This is a genomic window from Microbacterium flavescens, assembly GCF_018588945.1.
Classification (GTDB): Bacteria; Actinomycetota; Actinomycetes; order Actinomycetales; family Microbacteriaceae; genus Microbacterium; species Microbacterium flavescens.
In genome coordinates, this window is the sequence record NZ_JAFIWA010000004.1 from 73,866 (window position 1) to 91,278 (window position 17,413).

Genomic DNA, 17,413 nt, shown 5'->3' on the forward strand with positions numbered 1-17,413 from the left:
ACGAAGGAGTCGACATGCCCGCTGCGCCCGCCACCCATTCCGCGGACGTCCTCGTGATCGGCTGGGGCCTCGCCGGCCTCGTGGCCGCGAGCGAAGCCGTCGCCGCCGGCAAGCGGGTCGTGATCGTCGACCAGGAGCCCCGCTCGAACCTCGGTGGTCAGGCGTGGTGGTCGTTCGGCGGACTGTTCTTCGTCGACTCGCCCGAGCAGCGGCGCATGGGCATCAAGGACTCCCTCGAGCTGGCCCGTCAGGACTGGTTCGGCAACGCCGGCTTCGACCGCGAGGAGGACGCCTGGCCGAAGCGCTGGGCTGAGGCCTACCTTCAGTTCGCGCACGAGGAGAAGCGCAGCTGGCTGCGCGAGAAGGGCGTCGGATTCTTCCCCGTCGTGGGGTGGGCGGAGCGCGGCGGTTACACCGCCACGGGTCCCGGCAACTCGGTGCCGCGGTTCCACGTCACGTGGGGAACGGGTCCGGGCGTCGTCGCCCCCTTCCAGGCCGCCGTCGAGGCCGCCGAGGGCCAGGGTCGGATCACGATCCTGCCCCGGCACAAGGTCACCGGGCTCACCATGGTCGACGGCGTGGTCACCGGGGCAGAGGGCGCCGTGCTCGCGCCGTCGGGCGCGGCCCGCGGCTACGCCTCCTCCCGCGAGGTCGTCGGATCGTTCGCGGTGACGGCGTCCGCGACCATCGTCTCGTCTGGCGGCATCGGCGGAAACCATGACCTGGTGCGATCCTGGTGGCCGGAACGCCTCGGCCCGGCGCCGCAGACGATGGTCACCGGCGTGCCCGCGTACGTCGACGGATCGATGCAGGTCGCGTCGTCGGCCGCAGGTGCCAACCTCATCAACGGCGACCGCATGTGGCACTACGTCGAGGGCATCCAGAATTGGGATCCGGTGTGGCCCGACCACGGCATCCGCATCCTCCCCGGACCGTCCTCGGTGTGGCTCGACGCGACGGGCCAGCGCCTTCCGGTGCCGCTGTTCCCCGGATTCGACACCCTGGGCACGCTCGCCCACCTGCGCGCGACGGGCCACGACCATTCCTGGTTCGTGCTGTCGCAGAAGATCATCGAGAAGGAGTTCACGCTCTCGGGCAGCGAGCAGAACCCCGACCTCACCGGCAAGGACGTGCGGCTCCTTGCGAAGTCGCGGCTCGGCAAGGGCGCCGCCGGCCCGGTGCAGGCGTTCATGGACAAGGGCGCCGACTTCGTCGTCCGCGACACCCTCGACGACCTGATCGCAGGGATGAAGGCCCTTCCCGGCGGTGACGTGCTCGACGGCGACCTCGTGCGGTTCGAGCTCGAGGCGCGCGACCGCGAGATCGACAACGACTTCACCAAGGACGCGCAGATCGCGATGCTGCGCTCGGCGCGGTCCTACCGCGGCGACAGGCTCATCCGCACCGCGAACCCGCACCGCATCCTCGACCCCGAGTCCGGGCCGCTCATCGCCGTCAAGCTGCACGTGCTCACCCGCAAGTCGCTGGGCGGCGTCGAGACCGACCTGTCGGGGCGCGCGCTCGGCGCCGGCGGCGAGCCGATCCCCGGCCTCTACGCCGCGGGCGAGGCGAGCGGCTTCGGCGGAGGCGGCGTCCACGGCTACCGTGCACTCGAGGGCACATTCCTGGGCGGATGCCTCTTCTCCGGTCGCACGGCCGGCCGGGCGGCGGCGGCCGCGGTCTGACGGGGCGGGCGTCAGCTGTCGCGCGAGCCGGTCCGGCGCACCGGAGTCAGGCCCATCACGGCCGGCCCGCGCACGACGACGTGGCCGCGCTCGAGACGGAGCCGGGTCCACGGCCCGCTGACCAGGACGCGCGCGGTCTCGGCTCCGCTGATGAACCCCATGCTGAGTGCCGCATAGGCGACACCGAGCGGCAGGCCGCCCAGCTCCTCGTCGGGCTCACCCCAGATCGTGGCCCGGATCGCCCGGACGACGTCCTCTCCGGCATCCGTCGGAACCGCGTCCGCGACGCGCGCGATGCCGCTCTGCGCCTTCGCCGCCAGCGCCGACGCCTCGATGCCGTCGCGCTCCGTCCAGCCGGCGCGCGGCGGGCTGATGCCCGCCCAGGCGGGAGAGACGGCGGTCTCGGGCAGCTCGACGGCGGTCGGCTCGCCGCTCACGGCAAGGAGAGCGGATGCCTCGACCGCCAGGTCGCAGACCAGTTCGGGGTCGGCTGCGACGGTGCGGATGGCGAGCACGGTCGGAGTCGCATCGCCGATCCCGCGCGGGGCGAGCGGCGCCGCCGTCATCACCAGCACCCCGCCTGTGGCCTGGAGCCGCACGGCCTCGTCGGTGAATCGGTCCGACCTGCCCGCGAATGTCAGGACGTCGGCGGCCGACTCGGCGTCGGCGAGGATCAGGCGGGGAGGCATCGCCCCTAAGCTACCAAGCGGAACGATGGGCGGCGGCTGCCGCCGGAAGGGAGCCGCGTGGAACAGGCCGAGTGGGAGCCCGATCCCGATCCCGTCGCGTCGATGCTGTCCGTGCTCGACCTGGCCGGCTCCGACGCGCGCACGGCCGAGGACATCTTCACGGGCGTGTCGCAGTCGATGCCGCTGGGCCGCGTCTATGGCGGCCAGGTGCTCGCACAGTCCATTGTCGCCGCAGCCCGCACGACGCCCGAGGACCGCAACGTCCACTCCATGCACGGCTACTTCCTGCGTCCGGGCGATTCGGCCAAGGGCATCACCTTCGCGGTGGACCGCATCCACGACGGCCGCTCCTTCTCGACGCGCCGGACGCAGGCGTACCAGGAGGGCGTGCCGATCTTCTCGATGATCGCCTCCTTCCAGGACGAGGATCCCGGGATCGAGCACCAGACGCCGATGCCGGACGGCATCCCGGCCCCCGACGAGCTTCCCGACGTCGAGTCCCATCTGAAGGGGCTGCATCCGATGTCCAAGCGCCTCTTCACCGATCGCCCTGTCGATCTGCGACACGTGCCGTCGCCGATCTATCTCTCGGTCGAGGGCGAGCGCACGGCCAGCCAGGCGGTGTGGATGCGGGTGCGCCGCAGCATCCCCGACTCTCCGGCGATCCACCGCGCGGCGCTCGCCTACCTCAGCGACCTCACGATCCAGGAGTCGATCCTCCGCGCCCACGGCATCCCGTGGGCGACGCGCGGCCTGAAGGTGGCCAGTCTCGACCACGCGATGTGGTGGCACCGCTTCGGCCGGGTGGACGAGTGGATGCTCTACGTGCAGGAGTCCCCGAGCGCACGCGGTGGTCGCGGCCTGGCGACGGGACGCGTGTACTCCCAGGACGGCACCCTCCTGGCGAGCGTCGCGCAGGAGATCATGGTGCGCGTCCCCGAAACGGGACCTGACGACTCCTGACCGGCTCAGCGGCGGTGCGTGTAGGCGATCGGCTCACCGAGGTAGGGCGACCAGGCCGCCCGCTCTTCGGCCGACAGCCGCAGCGGCCGGCCGGTCTCCGCACCGACCTTCACGACGACCGTCGTCGCTCGCGCATAGACGGTCTGCACGCCGTCGACCGCCATGGCGAGCGGGCTGCGCACCTCGTAGCAGACCTCGATGCTGGATCCGCCCAGCTTCGAGAACCACATCTGCACGTCGAGCGGGTGCCGCTGATACGGCACCGGCGCGAGGTACTCGATCTCCTGCCGGGCGATGAGCGTGAGCACGCCGCTGAAGATGCTGGATTCGAGGACGGCCGTGTCGGGTGCGTCCTCCCCCGGTTCGGGAAGCCAGAACGCCCGCACGCGCGCCTCCTCGAGCAGCTTGAGCATCGAGGTGTTGTTGACGTGGTTGAAGGCGTCGAGGTCGCCCCATCGCAGGTGGATGGGGATGTGGAGGCGCCGCCCTCCGGCGGCGCCCGCCGATCCTCCGTCAGTCACGCGTGAGCTTGCGGTACGCCGAGCGGTGCGGCTTGGCGGCATCGGGTCCGAGGCGCTCGATCTTGTTCTCCTCGTACGCCTCGAAGTTGCCCTCGAACCAGTACCACCTGTCGGGGTCCTCGTCGGTGCCCTCGTAGGCCAGGATGTGCGTGGCGATGCGGTCGAGGAACCACCGGTCGTGGGTGATCACGACGGCGCAGCCGGGGAACTCGAGCAGCGCGTTCTCGAGCGACTGGAGCGTCTCGACGTCCAGGTCGTTCGTGGGCTCGTCGAGGAGCAGCAGGTTGCCGCCCTCCTTGAGGGTCAGCGCCAGGTTCAGGCGGTTGCGCTCACCGCCGGAGAGGACGCCGGCCTTCTTCTGCTGATCGGGACCCTTGAAGCCGAACTTCGACACGTAGGCGCGCGACGGGATCTCGGTCTTGCCGACCGTGATGATGTCGAGTCCGTCGGAGACCACCTCCCACAGCGACTTGGTCGGGTCGATGTTCGAGCGCGACTGGTCGACGTAGCTGATCTTGACCGTCTCGCCGATCTTGAGATCGCCCCCGTCGAGCGGCTCGAGCCCGACGATCGTCTTGAACAGCGTCGTCTTGCCGACGCCGTTGGGACCGATGACGCCGACGATGCCGTTCGGCGGGAGGCTGAAGCTCAGGCCGTCGATGAGCGACCGGCCGTCGAAGCCCTTCTTCAGCTTCTTGGCGTCGATGACGATGCTGCCCAGGCGCGGCCCCGGCGGGATCGTGATCTCCTCGAAGTCGAGCTTGCGCGTGCGGTCGGCCTCAGCCGCCATCTCCTCGTAGCGCGCGAGGCGGGCCTTCGACTTGGCCTGGCGGCCTTTGGCGTTGGATCGCACCCACTCGAGCTCTTCGGCCAGGCGCTTGGCGAGCTTGGCGTCCTTCTTGCCCTGGATCGCGAGTCGCTCGCCCTTCTTCTCGAGGTACGTGGAGTAGTTGCCCTCGTAGCCGATCAGACGGCCGCGGTCGACCTCGGCGATCCACTCGGCGACGTTGTCGAGGAAGTACCGATCGTGGGTGATCGCGATGACGGCGCCGGGATACTTCTGCAGGTGCTGCTCGAGCCACAGCACGCTCTCGGCGTCGAGGTGGTTCGTCGGCTCGTCGAGCAGCAGGAGGTCCGGCTTCTGCAGCAGGAGCTTCGTGAGTGCGACGCGGCGCCGCTCACCTCCGGAGAGCGGGCCGATCTCGGCGTCGCCCGGCGGAGTGCGCAGCGCATCCATCGCCTGCTCGAGCTGCGAGTCGAGGTCCCACGCGTCGGCGGCGTCGATCTCCTCCTGCAGCACGCCCATCTCGGCGAGGAGCGCGTCGAAGTCGGCGTCGGGGTCGGCCATGAGCGCCGAGATCTCGTTGAAGCGATCGACCTTCGCCTTGATCGCGATTCCGTCCTGGATGTTCTCGAGGACCGTCTTGGACTCGTCCAGCTCCGGCTCCTGCATGAGGATGCCGACGGAGAAGCCGGGGCTGAGCTTGGCCTCGCCGTTGGACGGCGTGTCGAGCCCCGCCATGATCTTGAGGATCGTCGACTTGCCGGCGCCGTTGGGCCCGACCATGCCGATCTTCGCCCCGGGCAGGAACGCCATCGTGACGTCGTCGAGGATGAGCTTGTCACCGACCGCCTTGCGGGCGCGGACCATCGAGTAGATGTATTCAGCCATGTCTTGTGAACGTTCTCCTAAGCCTGACGACGTCAGCGTCCCAGCCTACCGGCCGTGCGCGGAAGCGGAGGGCCGTCGCGCGACCGCGGTGTCAGCCGGGCGGCCTGTCACCAGTCGATGGGGCGGGTGTCGCCGACCAGGCAGGTCCCCTCGGCGAGCACCGGGACGACCGCCGTGTGGGGGTCGCCCGTAGCGGGCCCGACCTGGCCGACGAGGCACTCGTCCTGCCAGCGGACCGCGAACTGGATGCTCTCGGCGGGGTTGCCGACGGTCGACGTGTCGTGGGTCACCTGCATCGCCGTCTTGTCGAAGCCGGCAGCGACCAGGGCGTCGATGTAGGCGCGGCCGGCCGCGCGATCCTCCGTCGCCCACACCTGGTCGACGACAGCCGAGAAGAAGGCCAGGTTGTCGGTGGCCGTGCCGTCGGGAACCAGCACCGGCGTCGACGGCGTCGGGGCGCCGGTCGACGTGGGGGCGCCGGTCGCCGAACCGGACTGCGACGGCTCCGCAGGCCCACCGGGTCCTTCCCCGGTGCACCCCGTGAGGGCGACGCATCCGGCGAGGGCGAGCGTGGCCGCCGCGATGGGGAGTCGGGGGCGCGTCCGTGCGCGGCGGACGGATCGCTCGGGGTGTCGGGCCACGGGGAGAGTCTAGGGCCCGACATCCCGGGCTCTGCTGAGCGGTCAGAACGGCGTCTCGGCGCCTGCCAGCTCGCGGGAACCCGCGTCTTCGCCGGGAGCCGTCCACGCCGCTTCCGCCACTGCGGACCCTGACGGAGCATCGGCCGCCGCACCGGGCGCCGACCAGGCCTCGGTGGAATCGGACGTGCTCGACGAGACCGCCGCGGGCCTCGCATCCTTCACGAAGGTCGTGGTGCCCCACAGCAGGTCGTGCCCGAGCGCCTCGGCCTCGATCTCGACATCCGTGCCGCGCTTGTCGCCGCTCTCCCAATCGCGCACGCGGAGCTTCCCGGTGAGGATGACGCGTTCGCCCCTGCGGAGCGAGTGGAACGCGTGGTCGGCGAGACCGCGGAACGCCGACACCGAGTAGAAGTTCGTCGCCGTCTCGACCCACGCGTCTGCGGCACGGTCGTACCGTCGCTGTCCGCTCGCGATGCGGAACGTCGTGATCGGGACGCCCGCCGACGTGCGCTTGTGCTCGGGGTCGGTCGCGACGTTGCCGATGATGGTGATGCTGTCATTCACTGTGCAGTCTCCTCTCGATCCGGAGACGGTCTCCGGCACCGCCGGCGCCCGCGTGCCCGCCAGGCGCCGGCGGTGCCACCAGGCTGCCCACACCGGAACCTCCGGATCGGTCGCGCCTCCGGGTCTGGGGAATCGGCGCCAACCAGGCCTTCTGGGGAGAAGCCCTGGGGCGCGCGACGGCGCGTCGATGTCGGAGGTCGCACATATGTTCGATCCGAGAGGAGCTTTCATGAGACTTCTGGACGACGACCGACAGACCGATGCCCCGGCACCCACCCCCGCCCCCGGCGTGCCCGTCCGGCTCGCCCCCGCCGCGCCGTCACTGTGGCGGGTCATCGACCGCGGCGGCCGCGTGATCGGCCACCTTCAGGCGCTCGCCGAGGGCAGCGGCATCCGCTACCGGGCGCGCCGGTTCCACGCGACGACGCGCGCGTTCCTCGAACTCGGTGAGTTCTGGTCGGCCGACGACGCGATCGACTGCATCCGCTTCGCGCGCTGAGACTCAGACGACCGACTCGAGCTGATCCACGATCGACACCGGCGCCCCGGCCCTGACGTGCCGCCAAGACTGGGCGAGCAAGGCCACGGCGCGCACGAGTTCGTCGGGAGGCGCGGTGAAGGGCAGCCGCAGGTGGCGGTCGTGGCCGCCCTCGACCGAGAATCGCGGTCCGGCCGAGAGGAGCACTCCGCGCGACCGGACGTCCATGACGAGTGCCGAGCTCAGCGCGGCGTCGAGTTCGATCCAGAGCGAGACCCCGCCGTGCGCCGTCGGAACGCGCCACTCGGGCAGCACCGCGGCGAGGGCTGCGACGACGGCGTCCCGGCCCGCGCGGAGCAGAGACGACCGCTGCGCCGCGATCCCCGCGAAGTCGGTCAGCAGAGCCGCCGCTACGGCCTGCTCGAACTCGGGCGTTCCGAGATCGTGCGCCGGCCGAGCGGCCACGAACTGCCGCACCAGGTCGCCCTCCGCGCGGATCCATCCCACTCGCAGGCCGCCCCACACCGTCTTGCCCAGCGAGCCGATCCGCACCACGCTCGACGAGTCTCCACCCGTGAAGCCCGCCGCGAGTGGTCCGCGGTCGATGTCGAGGTCGGCGGTCGTCTCATCGAGCACCAGCACCGAGCCCGCGCGCTCCCCGGCGAGGAGGAACGCGTCGCGCTCGGCGGCCGACATCGATCGCCCGGTGGGGTTCTGGAAGTCGGGCATGAGGTAGGCCATCACCGGCAGCGTGCGCGCGAAGGCCTGCTCGGCGCGATCGAGATCCCATCCGGCGTCGGTCGTCACCGGAACCCCGACAAGGCGTGCACCGGCGCGGCGCAGGGCGTCGACCGCGTGAGGGTAGGTCGGCGTCTCGACCACGACGCGGTCGCCGCGTCCGAGAAGCACCGACGCGACGAGATGGATGGCGCTCTGCGCCCCCGTGGTCACCAGCACCTCGCTCGGGGTCGTCGGCACCCCGCGCCGTTCGTAGTGCGTGGCGATCGCCTCGCGCAGCTCGACACTGCCCAGCACGTCGTACCCCACGCGCGAGACCAGGGACGCCGCACGCCCGGCCACCTCCCCGATGATCCCGGCAAGGCCCGGCCACGCGGGCGGGCTGGCCTGCTGGAGATCGATCGATCCCTCCGCGGCCGACGCGCGGCCCGGGTCGCGACGCTGCAGGGGCAGGGTGACGCTACCCGATCCGCGCAGGCTCGCGATGTGGCCGGTCTCGCGCAGACTCCGATAGGCCGCCGCCACGGTGCTGCGGCTCAGGTGCAGCGCCGCGGCGAGCTCACGCTCGGCGGGAAGCGCGGTGCGCGGCGCCAGCCGATTGTCGAGGCAGAGGAGGCGGATGCCGTCGGCCAGCGCCTCGTATGCGGGCTCCCTCGTTCGCCAGCCGCCCAGCGCGACTCCGAGAGCGCGAGCGGAGATCCTCGAATCCATGAAAGCCACAATACGCAGATTGGCCCGTTCACGGCATACCAATTGTGCGATTGGATGGGATCCATGACGCGTCGTGTGATCCAACTCTTCGTCGGCCTCGTCCTCTACGGGGTCGGCTGCGCGATGACCGTGGAAGCAGGACTGGGCGTGGACCCGTGGACCGTGCTCGCGCAAGGCCTGTCGATCCACACCGGCATCGGGATCGGATGGATCGCGAACATCCTGGGCTTCTTCGTGCTCCTGCTGTGGATTCCGCTGCGTCAGAAGCCGGGCGTCGGCACGATCGCGAACATCCTCCTCGTGGGCACCAGCATGCAGGTGGTCCTGTGGGTCTTCCCGCCGGTCTCGGGCATCGTCGCCCAGCTCGCCGTCCTGCTCGGCGGCATCGTCACCGTCGCGATCGCCTCAGGCCTGTACATCGGCGCGCACTTCGGTCCGGGACCGAGAGACGGCCTCATGACCGGCATGCACAAGCGGCTCGGCTGGCCGATCTGGACGTGCCGCGCCCTGGTGGAGCTGACAGTGCTCTTCATCGGCTGGCTTCTGGGCGGCACCGTCGGCATCGGAACCGTGCTCTTCGCGTTCCTCATCGGGCCGCTCGTGCACGTGGCACTGCCGCTGCTCGATACGCGCCGCGGCACCCGCGTGGCCGCGGCCCCGGCCGCTACGCCGGCGGACACGGCGGCGCAGCGCTGACGAGCGGCGGGAGCGGGATCCGTCCCACCGCCGTCAGCGTGTCGCGACGCTCAGTGCTCGCGGAACTCGGGCCAGTCGCTGCCGGGTGTCATGCGCGAATGCAGCGCGTTCTTGGCGATCTCCATCGTGGGGTAGGTGCCCGCGACGGAGTCGGCGCCCGCCATCGTGACGGTGTAGCCGTCGTCGTCCTTGCGGATGCTGCCGACGACGCCGGACGGGCCGTAGGCCACCCAGAGGGCGTGGTGCGTCTCCGTGGTGCTCATGGTGAACTCCTTTCGATGCGTCCGATCCCGACGCTACGCCCGGACACCCACCGGCGCCAGCATCCGTCACGCGATCCCGCGAACCGATAGCCTGGTCTCTCACCCTTCCCTCCGTAGCTCAGGGGACAGAGCGAGCGGTTTCTACCCGCAAGGTCGGGGGTTCGAATCCTCCCGGGGGGGCAGAACGGGCCTCGGCGGCGACGCCCGGGCGTCGGCGTCTGGGGCCGTCAATAGGATGGAGCGCATGGTGGGGGCTTCCGAGAACGATCGTCTTGTCTGGATCGACTGCGAGATGACAGGACTCGACCTCGCGGTCGACGAGCTCGTCGAGATCGCCGTCGTCGTGACCGACTTCGAGCTGCGACCGCTCGATGGCGGCTTCCAGGTGGTGATCAAGCCCGACGCGTCGGCGCTCGAGCACATGAGCGAGTTCGTCACCAAGATGCACGAGAAGTCGGGGCTCCTCGAGGAGATCCCCCGCGGCGTGAGCGTGGCCGATGCCGAGTTCCAGGCGCTCGAGTACATCCAGCGGTTCGTGCCGCTCGAGGGCAAGGCGCCGCTCGCCGGCAACACCATCGGCACCGACCGCATGTTCCTCGCCAAGTACATGCCGCGCATCGACCACTGGCTGCACTACCGCAACGTCGACGTGTCGAGCATCAAAGAGCTCGCCCGGCGCTGGTACCCCCGCGCCTACATCCACGCGCCCGCGAAAGACGGCGGCCACCGGGCCCTTGCCGACATCCTCGAGTCCATCCGCGAACTCGCGTATTACCGTCAGGCGGTGTTCGTCCCCGAGCCCGGACCGACCAGTGATGGCGCCCGCGCCGCCGCTGCCGCCGCCGTGTCGCTGTTCGGCCCAGAGGTGTGAGAGAATCTTCTGGTTGCCCGCGCAGGCGGGAGACATGGTGGGTATAGCTCAGTTGGTAGAGCGCTGGCTTGTGGTGCCGGATGTCGCGGGTTCGAGTCCCGTTACTCACCCCACGTACATCGAGGCATCATGATGGAGATGGATGCCGCGACCTTCGAGCAGCTCGTCATCGACGAGCTCGACCTCCTCCCCGATGACATGGTGGAGGGGCTCGACAACGTCGTGTTCGTGGTCGAGGACCGCGCCGAAGACGGAACCCTCGACCTCCTCGGGCTCTACGACGGCTGGGCGCTGACTGAACGCGACCGCTACGGCGTCGGGGAGCTGCCCGACCGGATCATCGTCTACCGGGAGGCGCACCTCGCCGCGTGCGACGACCTGGACGAACTGCGCGATGAGCTGCACACGACTCTCGTCCACGAGATCGCGCACTTCTACGGGATCGACGACGACCGCCTGCACGAGCTGGGGTGGGCATGATGGCGCCTCTTGCGACGCCCGACCTCGACGAGCAGGTCGATGTCGGCGAGCAGACGGCCGCCGACCGCCCGTGGCAGACCGTCGTGTGGGACGACCCCGTGAACCTCATGAGCTACGTCACCCATGTGTTCCGCGAGTACTTCGGCTACCCCAAGCCGCGCGCCCATGCCCTCATGCTGGAGGTCCACAACCACGGCCACGCCGTGGTGGCGGAGGGACCACGCGAGCAGATGGAGCTCCACACGCGGGCGATGCACGACTACGGTCTGTGGGCCACCGTTCGCAAGGCCCCGGAATGACCGCGCGTCCGGTGGTCCTGGAGATCACGCGCCTCGAGGCGGCCCACCTCGCCGGGCTCGTGACGCAGTTCGCCGAGCTCGTGGACGGCGCGGGCACCGACGAAGGAGATCCGGCGATCGCCCGTCTCGCTCCCGACGCCTACGAGGAGCGCGGCGCGGCCGACGAATTCCGGCGGCTCACGGAGGCAGATCTGTTCGACCGGCGGCGCGACGACGCCCACGCCGTCCTCGCCTCGCTCGCCGGCGCGGCGCGGATCCCTGACGATCCCGAAGACCCCGCGCTGCTCGAAGCCGTTCTCATCGAGCTGCCCGCCGACTCCGCCCAGGCATGGCTGCGCACGCTCGCCGCCCTCCGGCTGGTCCTCGCGACCCGCCTCGGCATCACGGAAGCGGATCACCACTCGCCCGACGACCCTCGGTTCGGCATCTACGACTGGCTCGGCTACCGGCTCGACGGTCTCGTGTCGGCCATCGACGACGACTGATCACGGCACGGCGAACACATGCGTCGCCAGGCGGCTGGGCTGATCGCGCGCGACATGGCGGTCCTCCTGTCGCGCCCAGCGCTCCCAGTGCGGCCGGAAGGCGTCGCCGTCGCGCTGCAGTGCTCGGTTCTTCCGTGATGTCGGCGGCGAGTCCACCCACGCCCGCACATCACCCAGCCGCGCCGTGACGGGCGTCAGAAGGCCGGAGCCCTCGACGACCAGAGGCAGCGAGGGGTCGACGGCGTGCGCCTCGGCCGGGGCCGCGGCATCCCAGTCCCACCGCTGCCACACGCCGATCAGTCCGCGCGCGTGGGGCACCAGGATCTGCTCGCGCGCGAGCTCGACACCCTCGTCGAGGCCGTCCCAGCCGGGGTACACGGAGTCGAGGGCGACCAGCTGCACGCGACCGGCGAGCGGCCAGCGGGCGACGAGCATCCTCGCGAGCGACGTCTTGCCGGCGCCGCTGCGTCCGTCGATGAGGACCACCGGGTTGGTGGCCGACACGGCCGTGATCGCATCGACGAGCGTCGACGCCGCGGCGTCGAGTGCGCGGGCGACCGGGTCGGAGCTACTTCTTGAGGGCGCGAATGACACGGCTGAGCGCGCGCCCGGCGAAGAACACGAACGGGATGGCGACCGCGAGCAGAGACACGATGTTCGGCTCGAACCGCAGATCGTCGCCCCGGCGGATGTAGGCGCCGACAGGAATCGCCCAGCCTCCGCCCCCACCACCGCCGTTGCCGGCCTCGTCGGACCCGCCGCCGAAGCCGGACCACGTGAGTGCGACCGGGATGACGCGGATGCCGTCGACATCCTGCTGCTCGCCGTAGGCGCTCCTGACCCCGAAGGTCGCTGACTGCTGGCCGAGCTCGAGTGCGATGTTGGGCATGGGGTCCACGCTACCGGCCTCGCGGTGCCGGTGTCAGCCCTGATCGAGCCTCGGCGGACGAGGACTCGAGGGCAGCGTTCCTCCGCCACGTGCCTTGCCCAGGAGGGTGCCCCGTGTCACCGCCCCTCGGCCGAACTTCGCCGCGGCGCCGTCGAGGGCGTCTTCGATGCGCCGCCACTCGGCGTCCTCGTCCCACAGTGCGAGAGGCGCCGAGCCCGCCGCGCGCAGCTTCTCGGCCCGCACGCCGATGAGACGCACCGGCAGGCGCTGCTCTACCGCGTCGAAGAGCTCGTGCGCGGCGTCTCCGATGCGCTGGCCGACGGCCGTCGGCTCGGGCAGGGTCTGCGAACGCGAGATGGTGGTGAAGTCGGCGAAGCGCACCTTGATGGCGATGGTCGACGCCTCCCATCCACCGCTGCGCAGCCGCGCCCCGACCCGATCGGCGAGCCGGCGGAGCTCGGAGCGGAGGATGCGCGGATCGGCGATGTCCTCATGGAACGTCTCCTCGTGGCCGACGCTCTTCTCGACGCGCTCCGTGTCGACGGAACGCGCATCGATCCCGCGAGCCAGATGCCAGACGCGCTCCCCCATGGCGGGACCGAGCGCGCGGTCGAGGACGTCGCGCGGGGTGTCGAGGATGTCTCCGACGGTATGGATGCCGCGTCCTTCGAGTGATTCGGCCGCCCTCGGTCCGACCCCCCACAGTGCGCGCACCGATCGCGGTGCGAGGAACGCCGCGGTGTCGGCCTCGGCGACGACGAGCAGGCCGTCGGGCTTGCTGATCGTCGAGGCCATCTTCGCGACGTGCTTGGTGGCCGCGACGCCGATGCTGCACGTGAGTCCGGTCTCGTCGAGGACGCGAGCGCGCAGTGCGCGCGCGATCTCTGCGGGACTCCCCCACAGCCGCCGCACGCCCCGCACGTCGAGGAACGCCTCGTCGATGGAGAGCGGCTCGACGAGCGGCGTGACGTCGCGGAAGATCCGCATCACGCGGGCGGACAGCTCGAGGTAGCGGTCGAAGTGCGGAGGCACGACGATCGCCGTGGGGCACAGCCGCAGCGCCTGCCGGACGGGCATGGCCGAGCGCACGCCGAAACGGCGCGCCTCGTACGACGCGCTCGACACCACCGACCGGCCGTCGGGTGCGCCGATGATGATCGCCTTGCCGACCAGGGACGGGTCGTCGAGCTGCTCGACCGACGCGTAGAAGGCGTCCATGTCGACGTGGAGGATGCCGGTTCCGGTGTCATCGGCCCCGTCGGGCGACACGAGCCGCCCCGTGCCGTCGCCACGTCCCATGGTCCGATCCTCCCCCTCCCCTCCGACGCCGTGTCAGGGCGCCGGAGGGCATGGGTCTCAGTCTGCGGCGGCGCGCTCCAGCACCAGCTCGCGCACGCGGGCGGCGTCCGCCTGGCCCTTCATCGCCTTCATGACGGCGCCGATGACCGCACCGGCCGCCTGCACCTTGCCGTCGCGGATCTTCGCGAGCACGTCGGGCTGCGACGCGAGCGCCTCGTCGATCGCGGCGATGAGCGCTCCGTCGTCGGAGACCACGGCGAGTCCGCGCGCGTCGACGACCTGCTGCGGCGTGCCCTCGCCGGCGATGACGCCCTCGAGCACCTGACGCGCGAGCTTGTCGTTGAGCGAGCCGGCGTCGACGAGCGACTGCAGGGCCGCGACGTCGGCCGGGGTGACGAGGTCGGGCGCCTCGCGCCCCTGCGCGTTCGACACGCGGGTGATCTCACCCGTCCACCACTTGCGCGCGGCGGCCGGTGCGGCACCGGCTGCGACCGTGGCCTCGACCTCGGCGAGGAGCCCGCCGTTGACGACGTCCTGGAACTCGAGGTCTGTGAAACCCCAATCCGCCTTCAGCCGGCGCCGGCGCGCGGCCGGCGGCTCGGGCAGCGCAGCGCGCAGCTCCTCGATCAGCGCCGGCGCGGGCGCGACGGGCAGCAGGTTGGGCTCGGGGAAGTAGCGGTAGTCGTCGGCATCCGATTTCGGCCGGCCCGGCGAGGTCGTGCCGGTGTCCTCGTGCCAGTGACGCGTCTCCTGGATGATCGTGCCGCCGGCGGCGAGAATCGCCGCCTGGCGCTGGATCTCGTAGCGCACGGCGCGCTCGACGGACCGCATCGAGTTGACGTTCTTCGTCTCGGTGCGGGTGCCGAGCTTCTCCTGGCCCCGCGGGCGCAGCGACACGTTCGCGTCGCACCGCAGGTTGCCGCGCTCCATGCGGGCCTCGGAGATGCCGAGCGAGATCACGATGTCGCGGATGGTCTGGACGTACGCCTTGGCGATCTCGGGAGCGCGGTGCTCCGCGCCGAAGATCGGCTTCGTGACGATCTCGACGAGCGGCACGCCCGCGCGGTTGTAGTCCACCAGCGAGTACTCGGCGCCCTGAATGCGACCGGTGGAGCCGCCGACATGCGTCAGCTTCCCGGCATCCTCCTCCATGTGCGCGCGTTCGATCGGCACCGTGACGATCGTGCCGTCGGCGAGCTCGACGTCGACCTGGCCCTCGAAGGCGATCGGCTCGTCGTACTGCGAGATCTGGTAGTTCTTGCCGAGGTCGGGGTAGAAGTAGTTCTTCCGCGCGAACCGACTCGACGGGGCGATCGAGCAGCCGAGGGCGAGACCCAGGCTGATCGAGTACTTCACGGCCTCGGCGTTGACGGTCGGCAGCGAGCCGGGCAGACCCATGTCGACGGGGGCGACGAGCGTGTTCGGATCGGCGCCGTGGTTGTCGGCGTGGGCCGGGTTGGCGGCCCCCGAGAACATCTTCGTGCGCGTGTTCAGCTCGACGTGGACCTCGAAGCCCAGCACGGGCTCGTACACCTCGAGGGCCTTGTCGAAGTCCATCAGCTTGTCCTTGGCCATCAGCGTGCCCCTCCGTGCTCCGACGAGCTCAGCAACTGCGGTGCGCGGTCCAGCAGCGGACCGCCCCAGGAGTCGACCAGCACCGTTTCGAGGGCCGCGCCCACGCGGTAGAGGCGCGCGTCCTCCCGTGCCGGGGCCAGGAACTGGATGCCGACGGGCAGTCCGTCCTCGTCGGCCAGGCCGGACGGGATCGAGATGCCCGGGACGCCGGCGAGGTTCGCGGGAATCGTCGTCACATCGTTGAGGTACATCTGCATCGGGTCGTCGATCTTCTCGCCGAGACGGAACGCCGTCGTGGGCGCCGACGGGGTGGCGATCACGTCGACCGACGCGAAGGCGGTCGCGAAGTCCTGCTGGATGAGGGTCCGCACCTTCTGCGCCGAGCCGTAGTAGGCGTCGTAGTACCCCGCGGAGAGGGCGTAGGTGCCGAGGATGATGCGGCGCTTGACCTCTTCGCCGAAGCCGACGTCGCGCGTGCGCGCCATCACGTCCTCGACCGTCCCTCCGGGAACGTCCACCCGGAGGCCGAAGCGCACCGAGTCGAACTTCGCGAGATTGCTGGATGCCTCGGCCGGAAGGATCAGGTAGTACGCGGCCACGCCGTACTCGAAGTGCGGCGCGCTGATCTCGACGATCTCGGCGCCGTGCGCCTCCATGGCCGCCAGCGCCGCCCGGAAGGACGCCGACACGCCCGGCTGGAAGCCCGCGTCGGGCAGTTCCTTGATGACGCCCACCTTGAGGCCCTTCAGCACGTCGCCGCGGGCGCCGTCACGGGCCGCCTCCGCGAACGAGGGCCAGGCGTCCGACAGCGAGGTCGCGTCGTGGGGGTCGTGTCCGCCGATCACGTCGTGCAGCAGCCCGGCGTCGAGTACCGTGCGCGTGACAGGGCCGACCTGATCGAGGCTGGACGCCAGGGCGATCGCCCCGTACCGGCTGACGCCGCCGTAGGTGGGCTTCAGTCCGACGGTGCCCGTGACATGCGCGGGCTGCCGGATCGAGCCGCCGGTGTCGGAGCCGAGCGCGAGCGGCGCCTCGAACGCGGCGACGGCAGCGGCCGAGCCGCCGCCGGATCCGCCCGGGATGCGGTCGAGGTCCCACGGGTTGCGCGTCGGGCCGTACGCCGAGTGCTCGGTCGACGAGCCCATGGCGAACTCGTCCATGTTCGTCTTCCCGAGCGGAACGAGACCCGCGGCACGCGAGCGTGCGACGACGGTGGCGTCGTACGGCGACATGTAGCCCTCGAGGATCTTCGAGCCGCTCGTCGACGGCATGTCGGTCGTCACGAGGACGTCCTTGATGGCGAGCGGAACGCCCGCGACCGGGCCGAGGGCCTCGCCCGCGGCGCGGCGGCGGTCGATGTCGGCCGCCACGTCGAGCGCGTGCTCGCTCACGTGCAGGAACGCGTGCACGTCGCCGTCGACGGCGGCGATCCGGTCGAGGTGCGCCTGCGTGGCCTCGACGCTGGAGATCTCGCCGGTGGTCAGCTTGTCTGCGAGCGCGGCAGCGCTCAGCTTCGTCAGATCGGTCACGGGGGTCCTTACTGCTCTTCGCCGAGGATCGCCGTCACGCGGAAGCGGCCGTCCGCGGCATCCGGAGCATTCTGGAGAACCTCCGCGGGCGTGAGCTGATCGCCCACGACGTCGGGTCGGAAGATGTTCTCGAGCGGAATCGGGTGGCTGGTCGCCGCCACCTCGGGGGTGGCGACCTCCGACACCTTCGCGATGTTGTCGACGATCACGTCGAGCTGGCCGGTGAGGCGCTCGACCTCCTCGTCGCTCAGCTGGATCCGGGCGAGCACACCGAGATGGCGCACGAGATCGGGGGTGATTTCAGACACCACGACAGTCTAGTTCGACGGCGGCATCCGCCCGTGGCCACCCGGACCTCAGGGCGT

The 17,413-nt window shown here is 70.7% G+C and carries 21 protein-coding genes and 2 tRNA genes; 10 read left to right on the forward strand and 13 right to left on the reverse strand.

The features are described from left to right. Positions 1-14 precede the first annotated feature (14 nt). Complete coding sequence (locus JX005_RS09400) at positions 15-1,685, forward strand: FAD-binding dehydrogenase (RefSeq protein WP_214467240.1); 1,671 nt, start codon at positions 15-17, stop codon at positions 1,683-1,685. A gap of 11 nt (positions 1,686-1,696) precedes the next feature. Here the strand turns inward: JX005_RS09400 and JX005_RS09405 are convergent, their stop codons facing one another. Continuing rightward, on the reverse strand, positions 1,697-2,374 hold the full coding sequence (locus JX005_RS09405; protein WP_214467241.1) for a DUF8185 domain-containing protein: 678 nt from the start codon (positions 2,372-2,374) through the stop codon (positions 1,697-1,699). 102 nt (positions 2,375-2,476) lie between these two features. Here JX005_RS09405 and JX005_RS09410 point away from each other — a divergent pair, with 102 nt between their 5' ends. After that, positions 2,477-3,337, forward strand: coding sequence for an acyl-CoA thioesterase (locus JX005_RS09410; RefSeq protein ID WP_214467451.1), 861 nt, complete (start codon positions 2,477-2,479; stop codon positions 3,335-3,337). A 5-nt stretch (positions 3,338-3,342) separates the two neighbouring features. Here JX005_RS09410 and JX005_RS09415 read toward each other — a convergent pair whose 3' ends face one another. The 4 genes from JX005_RS09415 to ssb all read right to left on the reverse strand — a co-directional run bounded on the left by JX005_RS09415 (position 3,343) and on the right by ssb (position 6,735). Beyond that, the gene (locus tag JX005_RS09415; RefSeq protein WP_307858545.1) at positions 3,343-3,858 is read right to left on the reverse strand and encodes an acyl-CoA thioesterase; all 516 of its coding nucleotides are present in this window, start codon (positions 3,856-3,858) and stop codon (positions 3,343-3,345) included. Continuing rightward, positions 3,851-5,530, reverse strand: coding sequence for an energy-dependent translational throttle protein EttA (gene ettA / locus JX005_RS09420; protein ID WP_214467243.1), 1,680 nt, complete (start codon positions 5,528-5,530; stop codon positions 3,851-3,853). Before ettA ends, JX005_RS09415 begins: the two co-directional genes overlap by 8 nt. 107 nt (positions 5,531-5,637) lie before the next feature. Continuing rightward, positions 5,638-6,171 (reverse strand): DUF6993 domain-containing protein, encoded by a 534-nt coding sequence (locus JX005_RS16090; protein ID WP_246533794.1) that lies wholly within the window; start codon positions 6,169-6,171, stop codon positions 5,638-5,640. 42 nt (positions 6,172-6,213) lie between these two features. Continuing rightward, complete coding sequence (ssb, locus tag JX005_RS09430) at positions 6,214-6,735, reverse strand: single-stranded DNA-binding protein (protein WP_214467244.1); 522 nt, start codon at positions 6,733-6,735, stop codon at positions 6,214-6,216. Positions 6,736-6,964: 229 nt separating this feature from the next. Between ssb and JX005_RS09435 the strand changes: the two genes are divergently transcribed. Continuing rightward, positions 6,965-7,234 carry a hypothetical protein gene (locus JX005_RS09435; protein ID WP_246533796.1) on the forward strand — a complete coding sequence of 90 codons (270 nt, stop codon included), beginning with the start codon at positions 6,965-6,967 and terminating at the stop codon, positions 7,232-7,234. Positions 7,235-7,237: 3 nt separating this feature from the next. Here the strand turns inward: JX005_RS09435 and yczR are convergent, their stop codons facing one another. After that, positions 7,238-8,662 (reverse strand): MocR-like transcription factor YczR, encoded by a 1,425-nt coding sequence (gene yczR / locus JX005_RS09440; protein ID WP_214467245.1) that lies wholly within the window; start codon positions 8,660-8,662, stop codon positions 7,238-7,240. A 63-nt stretch (positions 8,663-8,725) separates the two neighbouring features. On the opposite strand from yczR, the gene yczE reads away from it, so the two are divergent. Further along, positions 8,726-9,358 (forward strand): membrane protein YczE, encoded by a 633-nt coding sequence (gene yczE, locus JX005_RS09445; RefSeq protein ID WP_214467246.1) that lies wholly within the window; start codon positions 8,726-8,728, stop codon positions 9,356-9,358. A 50-nt stretch (positions 9,359-9,408) separates the two neighbouring features. Here the strand turns inward: yczE and JX005_RS09450 are convergent, their stop codons facing one another. Beyond that, complete coding sequence (locus JX005_RS09450; protein ID WP_214467247.1) at positions 9,409-9,621, reverse strand: methyltransferase; 213 nt, start codon at positions 9,619-9,621, stop codon at positions 9,409-9,411. Between the two features lie 107 nt (positions 9,622-9,728). Here JX005_RS09450 and JX005_RS09455 point away from each other — a divergent pair. The 6 genes from JX005_RS09455 (at position 9,729) to JX005_RS09480 (ending at position 11,756) form a co-directional block, all read left to right on the forward strand. Then, positions 9,729-9,801: transfer RNA gene (locus JX005_RS09455), tRNA-Arg, on the forward strand. A 64-nt stretch (positions 9,802-9,865) separates the two neighbouring features. After that, complete coding sequence (orn, locus tag JX005_RS09460) at positions 9,866-10,492, forward strand: oligoribonuclease (RefSeq protein ID WP_214467248.1); 627 nt, start codon at positions 9,866-9,868, stop codon at positions 10,490-10,492. A gap of 37 nt (positions 10,493-10,529) precedes the next feature. After that, positions 10,530-10,605, forward strand: a tRNA-His gene (locus tag JX005_RS09465). Between the two features lie 25 nt (positions 10,606-10,630). Continuing rightward, complete coding sequence (locus JX005_RS09470) at positions 10,631-10,972, forward strand: metallopeptidase family protein (protein ID WP_214467249.1); 342 nt, start codon at positions 10,631-10,633, stop codon at positions 10,970-10,972. After that, positions 10,969-11,271, forward strand: a complete 303-nt coding sequence (gene clpS, locus JX005_RS09475) for an ATP-dependent Clp protease adapter ClpS (protein WP_214467250.1) — start codon at positions 10,969-10,971, stop codon at positions 11,269-11,271. Before JX005_RS09470 ends, clpS begins: the two co-directional genes overlap by 4 nt. Next, on the forward strand, positions 11,268-11,756 hold the full coding sequence (locus JX005_RS09480) for a DUF2017 family protein (RefSeq protein WP_214467251.1): 489 nt from the start codon (positions 11,268-11,270) through the stop codon (positions 11,754-11,756). The genes clpS and JX005_RS09480 overlap by 4 nt, the downstream gene beginning before the upstream one ends. Here the strand turns inward: JX005_RS09480 and JX005_RS09485 are convergent, their stop codons facing one another. The 6 genes from JX005_RS09485 to gatC are packed head-to-tail and all read right to left on the reverse strand — an operon-like array spanning position 11,757 to position 17,356. Next, positions 11,757-12,350 carry a nucleoside/nucleotide kinase family protein gene (locus JX005_RS09485; RefSeq protein WP_214467252.1) on the reverse strand — a complete coding sequence of 198 codons (594 nt, stop codon included), beginning with the start codon at positions 12,348-12,350 and terminating at the stop codon, positions 11,757-11,759. It lies immediately after the preceding gene. Next, positions 12,325-12,645, reverse strand: a complete 321-nt coding sequence (locus JX005_RS09490; protein WP_214467253.1) for a hypothetical protein — start codon at positions 12,643-12,645, stop codon at positions 12,325-12,327. Before JX005_RS09490 ends, JX005_RS09485 begins: the two co-directional genes overlap by 26 nt. Positions 12,646-12,678: 33 nt before the next feature. Beyond that, a complete protein-coding gene (locus JX005_RS09495) occupies positions 12,679-13,944 on the reverse strand; it encodes a DNA polymerase IV (RefSeq protein ID WP_214467254.1) in 1,266 nt (421 codons plus the stop codon). Positions 13,945-14,001: 57 nt separating this feature from the next. Further along, positions 14,002-15,519 (reverse strand): Asp-tRNA(Asn)/Glu-tRNA(Gln) amidotransferase subunit GatB, encoded by a 1,518-nt coding sequence (gene gatB, locus JX005_RS09500; protein WP_214467255.1) that lies wholly within the window; start codon positions 15,517-15,519, stop codon positions 14,002-14,004. After that, on the reverse strand, positions 15,519-17,048 hold the full coding sequence (gatA, locus tag JX005_RS09505) for an Asp-tRNA(Asn)/Glu-tRNA(Gln) amidotransferase subunit GatA (protein WP_214467256.1): 1,530 nt from the start codon (positions 17,046-17,048) through the stop codon (positions 15,519-15,521). The genes gatB and gatA overlap by 1 nt, the downstream gene beginning before the upstream one ends. Before the next feature lie 8 nt (positions 17,049-17,056). After that, complete coding sequence (gene gatC, locus JX005_RS09510; protein WP_191766838.1) at positions 17,057-17,356, reverse strand: Asp-tRNA(Asn)/Glu-tRNA(Gln) amidotransferase subunit GatC; 300 nt, start codon at positions 17,354-17,356, stop codon at positions 17,057-17,059. Between the last annotated feature and the right edge of the window lie 57 nt (positions 17,357-17,413).

What these genes read in the sequence shown, in the direction of transcription:
- JX005_RS09400 (WP_214467240.1), top strand. Translation starts at nt 15, where the DNA reads ATGCCCGCTGCGCCCGCCACCCATTCCGCGGACGTCCTCGTGATCGGC.
- JX005_RS09405 (WP_214467241.1), bottom strand. Translation starts at nt 2,374, where the DNA reads ATGCCTCCCCGCCTGATCCTCGCCGACGCCGAGTCGGCCGCCGACGTC.
- JX005_RS09410 (WP_214467451.1), top strand. Translation starts at nt 2,477, where the DNA reads ATGCTGTCCGTGCTCGACCTGGCCGGCTCCGACGCGCGCACGGCCGAG.
- ettA (WP_214467243.1), bottom strand. Translation starts at nt 5,530, where the DNA reads ATGGCTGAATACATCTACTCGATGGTCCGCGCCCGCAAGGCGGTCGGT.
- JX005_RS09435 (WP_246533796.1), top strand. Translation starts at nt 6,965, where the DNA reads ATGAGACTTCTGGACGACGACCGACAGACCGATGCCCCGGCACCCACC.
- yczR (WP_214467245.1), bottom strand. Translation starts at nt 8,662, where the DNA reads ATGGATTCGAGGATCTCCGCTCGCGCTCTCGGAGTCGCGCTGGGCGGC.
- yczE (WP_214467246.1), top strand. Translation starts at nt 8,726, where the DNA reads ATGACGCGTCGTGTGATCCAACTCTTCGTCGGCCTCGTCCTCTACGGG.
- JX005_RS09450 (WP_214467247.1), bottom strand. Translation starts at nt 9,621, where the DNA reads ATGAGCACCACGGAGACGCACCACGCCCTCTGGGTGGCCTACGGCCCG.
- orn (WP_214467248.1), top strand. Translation starts at nt 9,866, where the DNA reads ATGGTGGGGGCTTCCGAGAACGATCGTCTTGTCTGGATCGACTGCGAG.
- JX005_RS09470 (WP_214467249.1), top strand. Translation starts at nt 10,631, where the DNA reads ATGGATGCCGCGACCTTCGAGCAGCTCGTCATCGACGAGCTCGACCTC.
- clpS (WP_214467250.1), top strand. Translation starts at nt 10,969, where the DNA reads ATGATGGCGCCTCTTGCGACGCCCGACCTCGACGAGCAGGTCGATGTC.
- JX005_RS09480 (WP_214467251.1), top strand. Translation starts at nt 11,268, where the DNA reads ATGACCGCGCGTCCGGTGGTCCTGGAGATCACGCGCCTCGAGGCGGCC.
- JX005_RS09490 (WP_214467253.1), bottom strand. Translation starts at nt 12,645, where the DNA reads ATGCCCAACATCGCACTCGAGCTCGGCCAGCAGTCAGCGACCTTCGGG.
- JX005_RS09495 (WP_214467254.1), bottom strand. Translation starts at nt 13,944, where the DNA reads ATGGGACGTGGCGACGGCACGGGGCGGCTCGTGTCGCCCGACGGGGCC.
- gatB (WP_214467255.1), bottom strand. Translation starts at nt 15,519, where the DNA reads ATGGCCAAGGACAAGCTGATGGACTTCGACAAGGCCCTCGAGGTGTAC.